The organism is Rosistilla oblonga, assembly GCF_007751715.1.
Classification (GTDB): Bacteria; Planctomycetota; Planctomycetia; order Pirellulales; family Pirellulaceae; genus Rosistilla; species Rosistilla oblonga.
In genome coordinates, this window is the sequence record NZ_CP036292.1 from 4747860 (window position 1) to 4763527 (window position 15668).

Consider the following 15668-nt stretch of genomic DNA (forward strand, 5'->3'; position numbering starts at 1 on the left):
ACGCCGACTACAGTCGCAACCACTCGCGGAATCCAGAGACGATCTCCTGGGGCTGCATCGCGATCTGCATCCCCACGAACCCGAGGATCACCAGCGCCAACAGCAACAGCCCCACTCCTCTGAACCGGGAAGCGTTTTCGACTTGGCCCAGTTCGCGACGCGTTGCTTGCACCAAGCGTCGCCAGAAAACAGGGGAGATCGTTTGCAAAGGGGGAACGATTTGAGGTGTGTCCTGCGGCGAAAAGACCTCCAACCGGACCGCTGTCCCGACGGCGGGGAACCAGATCTGCTGGCCTTCGAGACGAGCACCGGGATCGATCGACTGAGCCGCTCGCAACAACGGGCCACGCACGTCATCGGCGGTCGCACCGTAGATCACCATCCGGGGCCGCATCGTCAGAATAATCAACAGCAGCGAAAGCAAGAAAAACACCGCCAACATCATCCATACGATCCAGCCCAACATGCCGTAGGCCATCGTCGGAAAGAAGAGCACCAAGGGGCCGGCAAGCACAAACCCACCAACACCGATCGCCAATGCGATGGTGTCTTGCGCACCTGTCGTTACGGTCGGGCGACGAGCCGACTGAAGATAACCGATCACCATCAGGTAGATCGCCAAGGGGCCAAGCGCCAGCGCGATAGAGAATGAGTCAATCATAGCGTTTATCGTAGACCGGTCGTCGAGTGAATAACAGTCGCAAAACGCTGAGACAGAACTGCTCGGCGTCAGACGTCCTGCGTGACAGGCGTCCAAATCTGACGCTGCTGATCCAGGAAAGTTGAATAGGTACCCGCTTGAATATGAGCTCGTGCTTCCCGAACCAACCGCTGGTAGAACGTCAGGTTGTGGATCGACAACAGGATCGGCCCCAGCATCTCTCCGGCGACAAACAGGTGGCGAATGTAGGCGCGGCTGTGCCGGCAAGCCGGACAAGGGCAATCCTCCTCCAGCGGACGAGCGTCTTCACGAAACTTTGCGTTTCGCAACTTCATCGATCCGGTGGCGGTAAAGGCCAATGCATTGCGGCCGTTTCGCGTCGGCATCACACAATCAAACATATCGACACCGCGAGCGATCGCTTCGACAAGATCGATCGGTGTCCCGACGCCCATCAGATACCGCGGCTTGGCCTTCGGCAGATACGGAACCGTCGCCTCGATCGTCTTGTACATCTCCGCCGGCGGTTCGCCAACACTGAGGCCGCCGATCGCGAAGCCCTCGAAGTCCTCTTTGCTCATCTCCTGAGCACACTGCCGTCGCAGTTCGGGATCCAATCCACCTTGCACGATCGCAAACCGAGCTTGGTCTTCCCGCGAGGCATGTTCCAGGCAACGCTTCGCCCAACGGATCGATCGCTCCATGGCATCTTCGATCACGGCGGGTTCGTTTGGCAGCGCGATTACATGATCCAGAACCATCGCGACGTCGCTGCCGAGCGATTCTTGAATGTCGATAGACAGCTCGGGCGTCAGCTCGATCGCCCGGCCATCGATGTGCGACTTGAACGTCGCGCCGTGTTCGGTGATCTTCGTCAGCTGGGCGAGGCTGAAGATTTGGAAGCCGCCCGAATCGGTTAAGATCGGGCCGTCCCAGCCGCTGAAGCGATGCAGGCCTCCGAGCGAACGGATCAGTTCATGCCCGGGGCGAAGACCAAGATGGTAGGTATTGCCGAGGATCATCGAAGCACCCAACTGCTTCAATTGATCGACCGTCACCCCTTTAACCGTCGCCTGCGTTCCCACAGGCATGAAGGCTGGCGTGGGAACTTCGCCGTGAGGCGTCGTCAACAAACCAGCGCGGGCCTGAGTGTTTGGATCTTCGGCGATCAACTGGATCGTGACGGCAGGCAAAATCGACTACCTTACTCGCCGCGGAGCGTCAGGTTGTGCTGTTCGAGCTTCTCGCGAATCTCAACCAAGCTGGTCACGCCGAAGTTCTTGCATTCGAGCAGTTCGTCGGCGGTCTTGCGAAGCAGTTCGCCGATCGTGTTCAGTCCCAAGCGGACCATGCACTTACGAGCACGAACCGACAGGTTCAGATCGGAGATCGGACGGTCCAACAACGCTTGTTCCGCAGGCGACAGGTGCGAGGTGTCGACGGGCGGATCGGCGGTCTTCTTTTCGTGAGCGAACTGGCCGAGGGTCAGCCCCTTGCTGCTCAAGATCTCACGGATTTCGTAGAGGCTGGTTTCACCAAAGTTCTTACTGGCCAGCAGTTCCGCTTCGCTGGTGCGAGTCAAATCGCCGAGCGTATCGATGCCCATCTTGGTCAAGCAGTTGCGGCTGCGGACGGACAATTCGAAGTTCGAGACCGAGATGTTCAACACCTGGGCCAGGCGATCGTTGCGACGCTGTGTCTCTTCGTCGTACAAAACGTTGCCCGATGCCGACGCGTCCTTCATGTACAGGCGAGCCTGAGGATGGTCGGGATAGCAATCGAGAATCCGCTTGTAGCAAAGCTGAGCCTTGCCGAAATCGTTGCGGTCTTCGCTCATCAAGCCCAAGTTGATCAGAACACCGACGCCGGTCGGGAAGGCTTTCGAAGCGCGTTCGTAAAGTTCCAGAGCGGTATCGTCGTTACCGTGGCGATCGTTTTCGACAGCCAGACCAAACAGAGCTCCCGCGTGCTGCGGATTCGCTTGGATCGCTCGCTCGTACAACGCAACGGCTTCGGGCAGATTGCCACCCAACACTGCGACGGTTGCACCGCGCTGATAGAGGTATTCAGCCGATTGCTCGACGGGACCAAACATGTTGTCCAACGTTGCCAACGCTTGCTCGGCATTGCCCATGTAGCGGTGAACCGCTGCGATCGCCAGGTTGCATTCGTCGGCGTTGTAGCCAGCGGTCTTGGCGGCTTCGAACGAAGCCATCGCTTCGGCGTAATCGCAGTGCTCGAAGTGGCAGCGTCCGATGTAGAACTGCGCCAACGCACCACCGTCAGCCGACTGCAGCGTCTGCTTTGCGTCTTGGAAACGCCCCAGCAAAAACTGACCGATGCCCAATCGCGTTTGCGACGCGGGAGTCCGATCGGTGTCTTGCTCCAACAACCCAACGCCTTCCTTGAGCTCCGTGAAGTGCGTGAAATCGTCGGAAATAGCCTGACGGATCACATAGATTTCCTGTGGTCCAAAAGACGCGTTGGAAAGCAACGTCTCCTTCAGATCGAGCATGTGAGCTTCAGCCATGGAGTGGGGTTCCTACAGAAGGGCAAGCGGGCCTTGCGAAGGCGTGAAGAGCCGATGGTGGGACTTGAACCCGCAACCTATTCATTACGAATGAATCGCTCTGCCAGTTGAGCTACATCGGCCTGAGATTTGCACTGAGCTGAAGTAGTAAGATAAAAGAATTTCCCTTATTTCGTCAAGAGGACGGTTGGGGGAGAATTGATATACAATTAATAAATTGTGCCTTCTACGGAGATCGATCGCCATGATCCATACACGCGCCCAATCGCTTCTCCTTGAATTTGGGATTTCTGAAGAGCCAAAAGGACTTGCCATCGGCAGTCGCTGGTCGGCCGGACAGGGAGCCGACGTGAGCGTTCATTCGCCAATCGACGGCGCTCAACTCGCTTCTTTTGCGATGGCAACGCCGGAACAAGTCGGCCAGGCGACCTCGGCAGCTCGGACCGCTTTTGCTTCGTGGCGCGTTGTCCCCGCACCGGTCCGCGGCGAATTGGTCCGCCGAATCGGCGACCGACTGCGGCATCATAAATCGGATTTAGCCGAACTGGTCAGTTGGGAAACGGGCAAGATCACCCAGGAATCCTTGGGCGAAGTCCAAGAGATGATCGACGTCTGCGATTTTGCTGTAGGGCTCAGCCGCCAACTTTATGGCAAAACGATCGCCAGCGAGCGACCGCTCCACCGACTGACCGAGCAATGGCATCCGCTGGGCCCCATCGGCGTGATCAGCGCTTTCAACTTCCCCGTCGCCGTCTGGGCCTGGAATGCGATGGTCGCCCTGGTCTGCGGCGATCCCGTAGTCTGGAAACCCTCGGAAAAAGCTGCCTTGTGCGGGATCGCCTGCCACGCCATCGCCGCGGGAGTTGCCGCGGAGATGCCCGAAGCTCCTCCGGGCCTGCTGAGTCTGGTGATCGGGAATGCGGAGACTGGCAAAGCGATCGCCGATTCGCCCCAGCTCCCACTGGTTTCGGCGACCGGTTCGGTCCCGATGGGACGCGACGTCGCCGTACGTGTCGCCGGGCGACTGGGGCGTTCGCTGCTGGAACTCGGCGGAAACAACGGCATGATCGTCGCGCCGTCGGCCGACCTAGAACTGGCGACGCGTTCGATTCTGTTTGCCGCCGTCGGCACCTGCGGCCAGCGATGCACCTCGCTGCGACGGCTGTATGTGCACGAATCGATTGCCGATTCGCTCGCCGACCAACTGCGAAAACTGTACGCCCGCCTGCCGATCGGCGATCCGAAAAGCGACGCGACGCTGGTCGGACCGCTGATCGACGAGAATGCGATGATCGCGATGCAGACCGCCCTGGCAGCGGCTCGCCAACAGGGAGGGACTGTTTTTGCAGGCGAACAGGTTACCGAAGGGGTCCCCGCCGGCGGCTTTTACGTCCGCCCGGCGATCGTCGAGATCGCGGCCGACGCGGCGATCGTGCAGCAGGAGACCTTTGCTCCGATCCTGTATCTGATGCGATATCGCGACTTCGACGAAGCGATTGCGATGCACAACGGGGTGCCGCAGGGGCTGGCTTCGGCCATCCTGACCAACGATGTTCGCGAAGCGGAGCTGTTCTGCTCGCCAGCGGGATCGGATTGCGGAATCGTCAACGTCAACATCGGGACCAGCGGCGCCGAGATCGGCGGAGCATTTGGCGGCGAAAAAGAGACCGGCGGCGGACGCGAATCGGGGAGCGATTCATGGAAGGCGTACATGCGGCGGGCGACCAATACCGTCAACTACAGCCCCGAACTCCCTCTGGCTCAAGGGATTCGTTTCGACCTCGATTGAACCGAGCCGAAAAATTGACACAAAAAAACACCCGATCGAATTCGACCGAGTGTTTTTGTTGACCTATAGTTGGGGACCGCAGCGAGGCATCCCCTCCAATGGCAAACGGCTTATTCGCGTGGGCGGATCGCACCGGTCAGACCGCTGTAATCGACGCGGTCCGAACCGTGCCACAGAGGTTGCCCGAGTTCGACGCGTTTACGCAGGACTTCGATCTTTTCCGAAGAGCCAGCGGGAGCGTCGGTCTCTTTGAAGTCGTTCCAGTCTTGTGGAACGAAGTCTTCGTCGTGGCCGTAACGCAGGATGGCTTCAAACACGTTCTTGCAAACAGTCATTAAATAATGTCCTCTCACCGGATCCAGTTTGCTTCTCCGAAGTTGGATCGCGGCATGTGATGCCTTATCGCACCGTTCATCCGTGGGCGCGGTAGAAATCTGCCTCCCACAGGCAGATAAATGTGTCAATGGGAGTTGGGGGCTGACCGTTGATTATCGATCGAAGCTTGATGCATTATTCATAATTCAAATGCAGAGTCAAGTTTTTTGTTTGGGGGACTATCCGCCCCAAGGCCCATTTTCAGCCACTCCCCCTTGTATTCTGTTAAGCTCGGCAAATATTAAGTAAATCGCGTCGGAATCCGCTAGAAAAACGACGCAGCTGGGGGAGTTTCACCGCCATAGATGGGGTCAACTGTAGGGGCTGTTCCCCACCCGAAGCATCGCCACCAGGGGACCATCGCCCCCCTTGGGCGAAATCTATGCGTCAAGTGGGCTTGGCGCACGACAAACGGCCGGGGTTGGAATGCTTCCCTTGGGTAAAATGCTGCGGTTCTTCGACTTGCAGCGCGAGGCAAAGAAAATAGTCGAAAAATAGTTTCCGACAGTTGCCACTCCAAATACCCCACGCGTTTAAATCGCTGAAGCGGGCACATCTTCGCGCTGATGAACTTCCACCGCCGCGTGGGCGATCGAAAGATCGTCGGGAAGCATCTTTTTAAAGTCGCCAGGGGAGACGGGATTCGACGAGACGATGATGATCTCGGTCGCGTATAACCCCGGACCAATCGACCAGACATGCAGGTCGACGACGTCGTGGTCATCGTCTTCGATCGCGTCGCGAATTCGATCCAAAACCAGGTCGGTCGCCTGCCGATCCAACAGCACATCGCTCGTCGATCGAAGCAGTCCGACCGACCACTTCGCAACCACGATGGCACCGACGATACCGATGATCGGGTCGAGGATCGCCCACCCCCAAAACTTGCCCGCCAAAAGAGCAACGATCGCCAGCACGCTGGTCAACGCATCGGCTAACACATGCATGTAGGCAGCTTTTAAGTTGTGATCGTGCCCATGACTGCAACTCGATCCATCGCCGTGATCGTGCGTGTGACCGAGGACCGTGGCGCAGATCGCGTTGACGACCAGACCGATCGCGGCGACCAGGATCGCTTGATTAAAAGAAATTTCCGCCGGGTCGAGGATTCGATGGACACTTTCCCAAACCATCATCAGCGAAAAGATGCCCAACAGCAGAGCGCCGGCAAATCCGCCCAACGCGTTGACCTTCCCCGTCCCAAAGCTGTAGCAGGCGTCATGGGCATAGCGGCGGGCGTAGATGTAAGCGAAGACCGATATCGTGAGCGCCGCAGCGTGCGACGCCATGTGCAATCCGTCGGCCAACAGCGCCATCGACTCGTAGACTCGCCCGGCCACGATCTCGATCACCATCATCGCCACGGTGATCGCGATCACCACAATCGTCCGCGACTCCCCAGGTTTCTTCTGGTCCTGGCCAAAGGAGTGATCCTCGTGCCAGGCAGCCAATTCTCGATTGCTCATCGCTTTGCAGGCTTCCCCTGATTCTTGATTCGTCCACGATTAACGCCTGCCCCTATCATAGAACCTTCCCCGCAAGGGCGATGCAAAAGTGAAGCCGCCCCCCGCTGATCGCTGGCGTTTTTTCATCCGGCCTGCGTGCCCAAGTCCACTCCCCCGCAGAGACGACACTATTCAGGTCGTTTTTTGAGGAATTGATTGATTTTTCACCTCGCTTGAAATAGCCTCGACTGTAATGCCAAAACTCCGCAGACCACCCAAAGTATTGCACAACGAGTCGCAAGGGATCTCTATCGATGACTAACTCCAGACTATTCACTTGCTTGCTCGTGGTTGCGTGCACCTCGATCGCAAGCGCCCAGAACGATGCAGCCTCGCCATTTAGCGGCAGCGATTCGGCGATCGCACAGCAATGGGTGCAGGTCGATTCGGCGGGAACGCTGCACGGACGCGTCGACGTGCCCGTCGCCGGAGGCCTCCGCCGCGCAGACCTCGTCCGCATCGCGCTGCTTCCTTTAGGTGGCGGCGAAGCCGCGACGACCGTCTACGGCAAGACGACTCTCGAAGGCAGCTTTACGATCCCACAAGTCTCCAAGGGGACTTACGCGATGCTCGTCCACAGCACCGACGTCCTCGCCTGCTACACCGTGCATGTCCTTCCCGCCAACGGTTCGGAGACTCCAGACCACTTGCATGTGCTTGCCGCGCGAACCAATTCGGATTTCGTAATGCAACGCATCCGCAGCTACATCCCGATGCAGCCTTCGCTCCCTTACGCGATCAAACAGTTCGACACCGATCCGGTTAGCGATCGCAAGCCGAGCAGCGAAGGCCAAGTCTTCGCCGATTCGACCGGTGCGATCAACGGCCGGCTTTCGCTTCCCGCGGGCAGCGACGGCAAATCGCCTGCGATCCGAAACATGAACGTGATCGTGGTTCAAGGCGACAAGTCGGTCGCGATGGCAGCTGTCGACGGCGACGGCAACTTCTCGGTCCCCAAGCTGACTCCCGGATCGTACGGCCTGATCGCTGCGGGCGAGAGCGGTTTTGCGGCTGTCGGATTTGAGCTGACCGCTCCAACAACCACTTCGCATTCGACACGCACCACTCGCTTTGTATCGTTCAACGCGGCGGCCGCCGGCGAGACCGAATTGAACGTCGAAGTCGTCCCCGGCTTTGCCGTCGAATCGATTCAAAAAGAACTGCAACCCTCCGAAAATGGCGACCAGGAAGTGATCGGCGAAGGCGTTGCCTTGGACGAATTCGGTTGGCCCGTCGACCCTAACGCAGTCCCAAGAGGTCCGACGGCAAGCAGCATGGGATCGGCTCAAGCCGGTTCGAGCGGCGGTGGCGGCGGCGGTTCGGGTGGCGGCGGCGGCCTGGGTGGCCTCGGCGCGATCGGCCTGGCCGCAGCAGCATTGGCTGCTCAAGACAACAACAGCGTGGCGAGCCCCGCGAATCCTTAAGATCGCAGCACGCTCTCGCTCGCTGCGATGCAAAGCCGCCCCGCACATGGGGCGGCACAAATTGCCCGATCCGAACGTCTCCCACAGCGGCCACCATGTTGGCCGCTTTTTTTGTTTACCAGTCGTGCAATAATCCTTCGGAACTTGCGGGCGCCGGTCGGCTGAGTTAACTTCGGGGATCGCCCTCGCCAAGCAACCTTTTGCGCCAGCGATCCGTAGCCCCGCGGTTGAGCCTGCCCCGCATTCTTGCTCGCTCGCTACAGTTCATCTGCCAACTCCCGTTGCTTGCCCACCAGATCACACTTACGACCCTCTCTCACCTGTCCCTTCTTCACGGATTTGATCGAACATGAGTTTAGATACAGCCATTGCAGAGGCCAAAGCGACGCTGGACGCTCACACGCACGAGATCGTTCAGTGGCACTTCCACGAATCGACGGGAAGCCCTTTCTGGTTGCAGAAGAAAAGCGAACTGAAGTTCGATCCGTTGACCGAAGTCAAATGCTTCGACGACCTGAAGAAGTTCCCGCTGTTCGAAGACGATTGGTTGCGTGGCGGGCCGGTTCGCCGTTGGGTTCCCAAGGGCTACGAAAACGAACCGGTCTACGTCTTCGAGACCGGCGGAACGACCGGTGTCCCCAAGAGTCGTGTTGTGATGCGCGATCACTGGATCGATTACGAGATGTTCAGCGACACGCTGCCCGAGGAGCACTTTCCCAAGGGAGCGAACTGGTTGATGCTGGGCCCAAGCGGTCCGCGACGCTTGCGATTGGCTGTCGAACACCTGGCGCAACACCGCGGCGGGATCTGCTTCTGCGTCGATCTCGATCCACGCTGGGTTGTCAAGCTGATCAAAAAAGGCTGGATGGAGCACCTGGAAGAATACAAGAAGCACTGCATCGACCAAGCGATCACGATCCTGACCGCGGGTCACGACATCCAATGCATGTTCACGACGCCCAAGTTGTTGGAATCGTTAGGCGATGCCTTGGAAGAACGCGGCAGCAGCATCCAAGAGATGGGCATCAAGGGGATCTTCTCTGGCGGCACCGAGTTCACGCCTCAGTGGACGCGGTACGCGGTCGAGGAATTGTTAGGCGGTTCGCCCGAAGAGGGTGGCGTTTACATGACGCCAACCTACGGTAACACGCTGATGGGACTGGCGTGCAGCAAACCGATCACCGCCGCCGAACAGTACAAGATCAGCTACTACGCCCCGCAACCGCGAGCGGCGACCGAAGTGGTTGAGTTTGAAGATCACACGCAGGTCGTCAGCATGGGCGGCACCGGACGCGTGAAGTTGTATACATTGACGAAAGAGTTCTTTGTTCCCGGCTTCCTGGAACGCGATGAGGGAGAACGCGAAGCTCCGTTCGACAAGTTCCCATGGGACGGTGTCAGCGGCGTTCGACCGTTCCACGAACTGGCTTCGGCCACGACCGTCGGCGTCTACTAAACCTAGAACCCTTCCATCTCTTGATCGCCGAAGTGTCGCCGCCGAACTATCGATGCGACGACGGTCGGCGTCTTCATGAACCGAGAACCTTTCTATCTCCTTACGTCTCCGATTTGCGGAGGCGATCGAATCGGCAGCCCGCGAGAAAACCATGTTACAATTGCCCGCTCTGCGTTGGGGAAAACCTTACGAATCGCTCGAAAAGCAAGAAGTCGTCCACTTCAACACCGGCGAACCGATCGCGATGGTCAACCAGGTCGGTGGCGGAATCGTGCAACGCGATTTGCGAAAATCGCAGAACGCTCGCGACGCGCTGCGAAAAATCCCCACCGATGAATTGATGGGGATGTGCAAGAAAGCGGCTGAGTTGTTCGAGAACGCCGAGTTGCCGATGGGCGATTCGACGCAGACCGTCGACCAGTTCGTGCACCAGCAATCGGCATCGACCGGCCTGCCGGAGCACATGTGTCGCGCTAACCTGAAGAAAAATTCGTTCTGCTTGGCCAACATGGATAAGATCCTCGACGCGCTCACCCGCGGACTGGATCGCAACATCTTTACCCGCGGCTACGGCGAAGAAGGTCGCGGCGTGATCGTCAGCTACCAAGCAACAACTCCAATCCTCGGGGCCGTGTTGCCAAACAATTCGCCCGGCGTGCACACGTTGTGGTTGCCTGCGGTCGCGCTGCAGGTCGGATTGGCACTGAAACCGGGTTCGCAAGAACCGTGGACTCCGTACCGCATGGTCGCCGCATTTATCGAAGCGGGAATTCCAGCCGAAGCGTTTTCGCTGTACCCCGGCGGACACGACGCCGGCGGCGCGCTGTTGGCGAAATGCTCGCGATCGATGGTCTTCGGCAGCGCTCAAACGCTTGCTCAATACGCCGACAACCCTCGCGTCCAAGCTCACGGTCCAGGATTCTCAAAGATCATCCTGGGAGACGATGTCGTCGACCAATGGGAAGATTACCTGGACATGATGGTCGAAAGCGTCGCGATCAACTCCGGCCGCAGCTGCATCAACTGCTCGGGCATCTGGGCCAGTCGCCACACCCGCGAGATCGGCGAAGCGATCGCCAAGCGGATCGGCCCAATCGACGTCAAACCGCCGACCGACCCGACCGCCGAACTGGCTGCGTTCACGATGAAGCAGATGGCGCTGGGCACCTGGGGGATGGTCGAAACCGACCTGCAGGAAGAAGGTGTGACCGATTTGACAGCCGAATACGGCGACAAATTGATCGAAAAAGAGCGCTGTGCCTACCTGCGACCGATGGTCGTGCACGCCGATTCGCCCGATCGCGGCGTCGCGGCAAAGGAGTACATGTTCCCCTTCGTCAGCGTCGTCCAGTGCCCTCAAGCCGACATGCTGCGACGAATCGGCCCAACTCTGGTTGGCACCGTGATCACCAATAACGAGGAGCTGATTCGCCAAGCGGGTGACAGCACCGATATCGATCGCTTGAACATCGGCCCGATCGCCACAAACCGTCTGAATTGGCTGCAACCGCACGAAGGGAACATCATCGATTTCCTTTACCGATCGCGTGCGTACCAGGTCGCCGAGACGCCGGTTGCCGCTGCCGGGGGCTGATTTGGCCACCTGATGTAGCGTCTCGCTGCATCACAAATCAGGAAAGATTGTCGCAGGTCGGGTTCGATTTCGCCCGAACCTGCGACGCGTTTGCGCGTCCCATAGATTGCTGGGGCGTCCTCTCTACGTTCCCTTCGGGGAGCGAATCGGCTTAAAAAATCGCAACCGGCAACTCTTACCCATTTGCCGGAAACTGTGCGGCCAGCATAGAATATGACGGCTTTCCGCGGGCGACTGCTGGATCAAGTCGGCGATTTCTGAAATTTGCTTTACTTCGGCCCGCCCTTTTTTTCGATACAACCCCTACAGACCCACCTTTTGCATCCACGCAGGACGATAGGCTCACATGTCGGTACAACCTGAAGGTCAGCTGATTGCTGACAAGGAAATTTCCGAAGTCGATGGAATCACAGTCCGCTTGGCTGGCGATTCGGGTGACGGCATGCAGTTGCTGGGCACTCAATTGACCAACACCAGCGCGCTGCTTGGCAACGATGTCGCGACGTTCCCCGATTTCCCAGCGGAAATTCGCGCCCCGCGCGGTACACGTGCCGGCGTCAGCGGGTTCCAGGTGCAATTCGCCAACTCCGAAATCTTCACTCCCGGCGACACGCTCGATGCGTTGGTGGTGATGAACCCGGCGGCGATGGTCACCAACATCACCGACCTACGTCGCGGCGGGCTGTTGATCGTCAACGAGGACGGCTTCGACGCCAAAGCTTTGAAACTGGCGGCGCTCACCGAGGATCCGGTCACCGAAGAGATCGAAGATCGCTACCGCGTCTTCAAGGTCCCGATGACCAAGCTGACTCGCGATGCCGTCAAAGAACTTGGCCTGGGCATGAAGGAAGCCGATCGCTGCAAGAACTTCTTCGCAATGGGATTGGTCTACTGGTTGTTCGGTCGTTCGCTGGAACCAACCCTGCGTTTCATCGACAACAAGTTTGGCAAGAAGTTGCCCGACGTAGCGGCCGCCAATGAGAAGGCGCTTCGCGCTGGATGGGCGTTCGGTGAAACGACCGAAACCTTCGGGATCACCTACCGCGTCGCACCGGCCAAACTGAAGCCGGGCACCTACAAAAACATGATGGGCAACCAAGCTTTGGCTTGGGGTCTGCTGGCTGCTGCAAAGCGCAGCGGCAAAGAGGTCTTCTACAGCGGCTATCCGATCACGCCGGCTAGCGACATCTTGCACGAACTGAGCCGTTACAAACATTTTGGCACGCGAACGTTCCAAGCCGAAGATGAAATCTCCGCTTGCTGTGCAGCGATCGGTGCTGCCTTTGGCGGTGCGATGGCAGTCACCGCCAGCAGCGGACCGGGTATCGCGCTGAAGGCCGAAGCGATGGGCTTGGGCTTCATTTTGGAACTGCCGTTGATCGTGATCAACGTGCAACGCGGCGGCCCAAGCACCGGCCTGCCAACCAAGACCGAACAGAGCGATCTGTTGCAAGCGATGTTCAACCGCAACGGCGAAGCACCGCTGCCGATCATCGCCGCGCAAAGCCCCGGCGACTGCTTCGACGCCGCTCAAGAAGCTTGGCGGATCGCCGTCAAGTTCATGACGCCCGTGATCCTGTTGTCCGATGGATACATCGCCAACGGTAGCGAACCGTGGAAGGTTCCCGACGTTAACGAAATGGAACCGATCGTCGTCACCCATCCGCCCGACGCGGCTGAAGGCGATGCGCCCTTCATGCCATACGCTCGCGACGAAAACCTGGCCCGACCATGGGCAATCCCCGGCACCGCCGGGTTGATGCACCGCGTCGGCGGTCTGGAGAAAGCGGACGGCAGCGGCAACGTCAGCTACGATCCCGATAACCATCAATTGATGACCGACAAGCGTGCTGCGAAGATCGAAGGTATCGCCAACGACATTCCAGCTCAAGAAGTCTTCGGCGAGGAATCGGGCGACGTGTTGGTGATCAGCTGGGGCGGAACCTACGGTGCCTGCCACACCGCGATCGAACGCTGCCAACGCGAAGGGCTCAGCGTCTCGCACGCTCACATCCGCTACATGAATCCAATGCCAGCGAACCTTGGCGATCTGATGCGATCGTTCCGCAAGGTGCTGGTCCCCGAATTGAACTCGGGACAATTGCGAATGCTGCTGCGAGCGAAGTACCTGGTCGACTGCATCGGCTTCAACAAGGTCAAAGGCAAGCCGTTCAGCGTTTCGGAACTGATGGATCAAATCCATGAAATCGCTGATCAACCTACCCCCAATGACCAGCACTTCGGCTAACGGATTCGCTGTCCGACCGTGGTGGTGACACCCAACAATCTACGTCCTCGAACTCTATAGATCCCATGAACTTACCTGTTCTAAAAGCCGCCGATTTTGCCAGCGACCAAGACATCCGATGGTGCCCCGGATGTGGCGATTATTCGATCCTGGCCCAGATGAAGAAGGTCCTTCCCGAGCTGGGAATTCCCCGCGAGAAGACAGTCTTCGTCAGCGGCATCGGCTGCAGCAGCCGGTTTCCGTATTACATGAACACCTACGGCATGCACAGCATCCACGGCCGTGCACCAACGTTCGCAACGGGCCTGAAGGCGACTCGCCCCGACCTTTCGGTCTGGGTGATCACCGGCGACGGCGACGCGTTGTCGATCGGCGGTAACCACTTCATCCACGTGCTGCGGCGGAACTTGGACATCAACGTCGTCCTGTTCAACAACCGCATCTACGGTCTGACCAAGGGGCAATATTCGCCAACCAGCGAAGAGGGCCAGGTCACCAAGAGCACGCCGATGGGATCGATCGATCACCCATTGAACCCGTTGAGTGTAGCGATCGCCGCCGAAGCGACCTTCGTCGCCCGGTCGCTCGACGCGCACGTCAAACACTTGGCTGAGACCCTCAAGCGTGCCGCGGCACACAAGGGAACCTCGCTGGTCGAGGTTTATCAGAACTGCAACGTCTTCAACGACGGTGCGATGGCGTACGCTCAAGAGAAGAGCCAGCGTTTGGAGAACACGATCGAGCTGGAGCACGGCAAGCCGTTGATCTTCGGTACCAATCGCGACAAGGGAATCCGTCAGGTTGGCACTCAATTGGAAGTCGTCAACTTGAAGGATGTCGCGGAAGACGATCTGTTGTTCCACGACGAAAAGGCGATGGATCCGTCGCTGCACTTCCTGCTCAGCCGCATGCGTCACCCGGTGATGCCCGAACCGATCGGCGTCTTCCGCGACGTCGAAGGCGTGGCGACCTACGACGAACAGATCAACGACCAAGTCGCCGCGGCGAAAGCCAAACATGGCGAAGCGGATCTGAACGCTCTGTTCAATTCGGGCGACACCTGGGAAGTCGCGTCGTAGTCGAGACGCTTTTGGGCCGTTCATGATGCACCCGCCCGGCAAAGCCGGGAGGTTCGGAAAACCAGCGTTTAGCGAGTTTTTCGGAGAGGGCATTCGCCCAGATCAAGGCGGCCCCGATACCTCGTGACGCCCGCTCCCCGAACAACGCTTCGCTCGTTCGACCCTCCCCCGCAAACTTCGTTTGGGGAGGGTGAAGTATCTCCGAAAGCATCGACAAGACGACAATGCAATTCACCCGCCCGGCAGATGCCGGGAGGTCGGAAAACAAGTGTCAAGTGTGTTTTCAGGGAGGGGCTTTCCTCCGGATCAAGGCGTGCTCGATACCTTGTGACGTCCCTCCCCGAACAACGCTTCGCTCGTTCGACCCTCCCCCGCAAACTTCGTTTGGGGAGGGTGTATTCCGACGGGCTAACAGTCACAATTCGAACGAACGAGTTCTACCGGCCGTCCGCTCTGTCGAACAGGGACACCGGTGCTGGCGGAAATCGCAATCTACATACTCCAAGCAGGAAGATCTTTTGGACGCAGCGACCTCGACGCCAAGCCAACCGACGCGAATGATCCATCTGTTTACCGATGGCGCGTGCAGCGGTAATCCGGGACCGGGCGGATGGGCGTATGTTTTGCGTGACCTGCAGAGCGGCACGGAGAAGGAATGTTCGGGGGGCTTGGTTGAAACGACCAACAACCAGATGGAGATGTTGGCGGTGATCCGCGGTTTGGAGGCGCTCAAGCGTCCCTGTAAAGTGACGCTCTATTCGGACAGCAGTTACGTCGGGCAGGGACTCAGCAAATGGATGGCCGGTTGGAAACGCAACGGTTGGCGACGCAAGGTCGGCACCAAGTTTGCCGAGCTGAAAAACGCCGAGCTCTGGAAAGAACTCGACCGCCAATTGCAGATCCATGCCGTGACGTTTGAGCATGTCAAAGGTCACAGTGGGCACGAGGAGAACGAACGCTGCGATCAACTAGCTGTCGCCGCGTACCAACGATTCCTGTAATCGCCG

At 58.6% G+C, this 15668-nt stretch carries 12 protein-coding genes and 1 tRNA gene; 7 read left to right on the forward strand and 6 right to left on the reverse strand.

Annotated features, from left to right (window positions below):
* Positions 1–7: 7 nt before the first annotated feature.
* The 4 genes from CA51_RS16725 to CA51_RS16740 form a co-directional block, all read right to left on the reverse strand.
* Positions 8–661 carry a hypothetical protein gene (locus CA51_RS16725; RefSeq protein ID WP_145122375.1) on the reverse strand — a complete coding sequence of 218 codons (654 nt, stop codon included), beginning with the start codon at positions 659–661 and terminating at the stop codon, positions 8–10.
* Positions 662–729: 68 nt separating this feature from the next.
* Positions 730–1857 carry a tRNA guanosine(34) transglycosylase Tgt gene (gene tgt / locus CA51_RS16730; protein WP_417729943.1) on the reverse strand — a complete coding sequence of 376 codons (1128 nt, stop codon included), beginning with the start codon at positions 1855–1857 and terminating at the stop codon, positions 730–732.
* Positions 1858–1865: 8 nt separating this feature from the next.
* Complete coding sequence (locus CA51_RS16735; protein WP_145122376.1) at positions 1866–3191, reverse strand: DNA-directed RNA polymerase subunit alpha C-terminal domain-containing protein; 1326 nt, start codon at positions 3189–3191, stop codon at positions 1866–1868.
* A gap of 49 nt (positions 3192–3240) precedes the next feature.
* Positions 3241–3313 (reverse strand) — tRNA-Thr (locus CA51_RS16740).
* Between the two features lie 122 nt (positions 3314–3435).
* On the opposite strand from CA51_RS16740, the gene amaB reads away from it, so the two are divergent.
* Entirely contained in the window at positions 3436–4980 is a 1545-nt protein-coding gene (gene amaB, locus CA51_RS16745; protein WP_145122377.1) for an L-piperidine-6-carboxylate dehydrogenase, read from the forward strand.
* Between the two features lie 110 nt (positions 4981–5090).
* On the opposite strand, the gene CA51_RS16750 is transcribed toward amaB, so the two are convergent.
* A complete protein-coding gene (locus CA51_RS16750; RefSeq protein WP_145098045.1) occupies positions 5091–5315 on the reverse strand; it encodes a hypothetical protein in 225 nt (74 codons plus the stop codon).
* 573 nt (positions 5316–5888) lie between these two features.
* Positions 5889–6821: a CDF family Co(II)/Ni(II) efflux transporter DmeF gene (gene dmeF / locus CA51_RS16755; RefSeq protein ID WP_145122378.1), complete on the reverse strand. Its 933-nt coding sequence runs from the start codon at positions 6819–6821 to the stop codon at positions 5889–5891.
* A gap of 293 nt (positions 6822–7114) precedes the next feature.
* On the opposite strand from dmeF, the gene CA51_RS16760 reads away from it, so the two are divergent.
* The 6 genes from CA51_RS16760 to rnhA all read left to right on the forward strand — a co-directional run bounded on the left by CA51_RS16760 (position 7115) and on the right by rnhA (position 15662).
* Positions 7115–8284 carry a hypothetical protein gene (locus CA51_RS16760; protein ID WP_145122379.1) on the forward strand — a complete coding sequence of 390 codons (1170 nt, stop codon included), beginning with the start codon at positions 7115–7117 and terminating at the stop codon, positions 8282–8284.
* 349 nt (positions 8285–8633) lie between these two features.
* Positions 8634–9740, forward strand: a complete 1107-nt coding sequence (locus CA51_RS16765; protein WP_145122380.1) for an acyl-CoA synthetase family protein — start codon at positions 8634–8636, stop codon at positions 9738–9740.
* Between the two features lie 151 nt (positions 9741–9891).
* A complete protein-coding gene (locus tag CA51_RS16770; protein ID WP_145122381.1) occupies positions 9892–11334 on the forward strand; it encodes an aldehyde dehydrogenase family protein in 1443 nt (480 codons plus the stop codon).
* Positions 11335–11680: 346 nt separating this feature from the next.
* Positions 11681–13582 carry a 2-oxoacid:acceptor oxidoreductase subunit alpha gene (locus tag CA51_RS16775; RefSeq protein ID WP_145122382.1) on the forward strand — a complete coding sequence of 634 codons (1902 nt, stop codon included), beginning with the start codon at positions 11681–11683 and terminating at the stop codon, positions 13580–13582.
* 65 nt (positions 13583–13647) lie between these two features.
* Complete coding sequence (locus tag CA51_RS16780; RefSeq protein ID WP_145122383.1) at positions 13648–14661, forward strand: 2-oxoacid:ferredoxin oxidoreductase subunit beta; 1014 nt, start codon at positions 13648–13650, stop codon at positions 14659–14661.
* Between the two features lie 518 nt (positions 14662–15179).
* Positions 15180–15662, forward strand: coding sequence for a ribonuclease HI (gene rnhA / locus CA51_RS16785; protein ID WP_231745748.1), 483 nt, complete (start codon positions 15180–15182; stop codon positions 15660–15662).
* Positions 15663–15668: the final 6 nt, after the last annotated feature.

Bases quoted from the DNA above. Each gene is read 5' to 3' on its own strand.
- amaB (WP_145122377.1), top strand. From the start codon at position 3,436: ATGATCCATACACGCGCCCAATCGCTTCTCCTTGAATTTGGGATTTCT.
- CA51_RS16750 (WP_145098045.1), bottom strand. From the start codon at position 5,315: ATGACTGTTTGCAAGAACGTGTTTGAAGCCATCCTGCGTTACGGCCAC.
- CA51_RS16770 (WP_145122381.1), top strand. From the start codon at position 9,892: ATGTTACAATTGCCCGCTCTGCGTTGGGGAAAACCTTACGAATCGCTC.
- CA51_RS16735 (WP_145122376.1), bottom strand. From the start codon at position 3,191: ATGGCTGAAGCTCACATGCTCGATCTGAAGGAGACGTTGCTTTCCAAC.
- CA51_RS16725 (WP_145122375.1), bottom strand. From the start codon at position 661: ATGATTGACTCATTCTCTATCGCGCTGGCGCTTGGCCCCTTGGCGATC.
- CA51_RS16760 (WP_145122379.1), top strand. From the start codon at position 7,115: ATGACTAACTCCAGACTATTCACTTGCTTGCTCGTGGTTGCGTGCACC.
- CA51_RS16765 (WP_145122380.1), top strand. From the start codon at position 8,634: ATGAGTTTAGATACAGCCATTGCAGAGGCCAAAGCGACGCTGGACGCT.
- CA51_RS16780 (WP_145122383.1), top strand. From the start codon at position 13,648: ATGAACTTACCTGTTCTAAAAGCCGCCGATTTTGCCAGCGACCAAGAC.
- CA51_RS16775 (WP_145122382.1), top strand. From the start codon at position 11,681: ATGTCGGTACAACCTGAAGGTCAGCTGATTGCTGACAAGGAAATTTCC.
- dmeF (WP_145122378.1), bottom strand. From the start codon at position 6,821: ATGAGCAATCGAGAATTGGCTGCCTGGCACGAGGATCACTCCTTTGGC.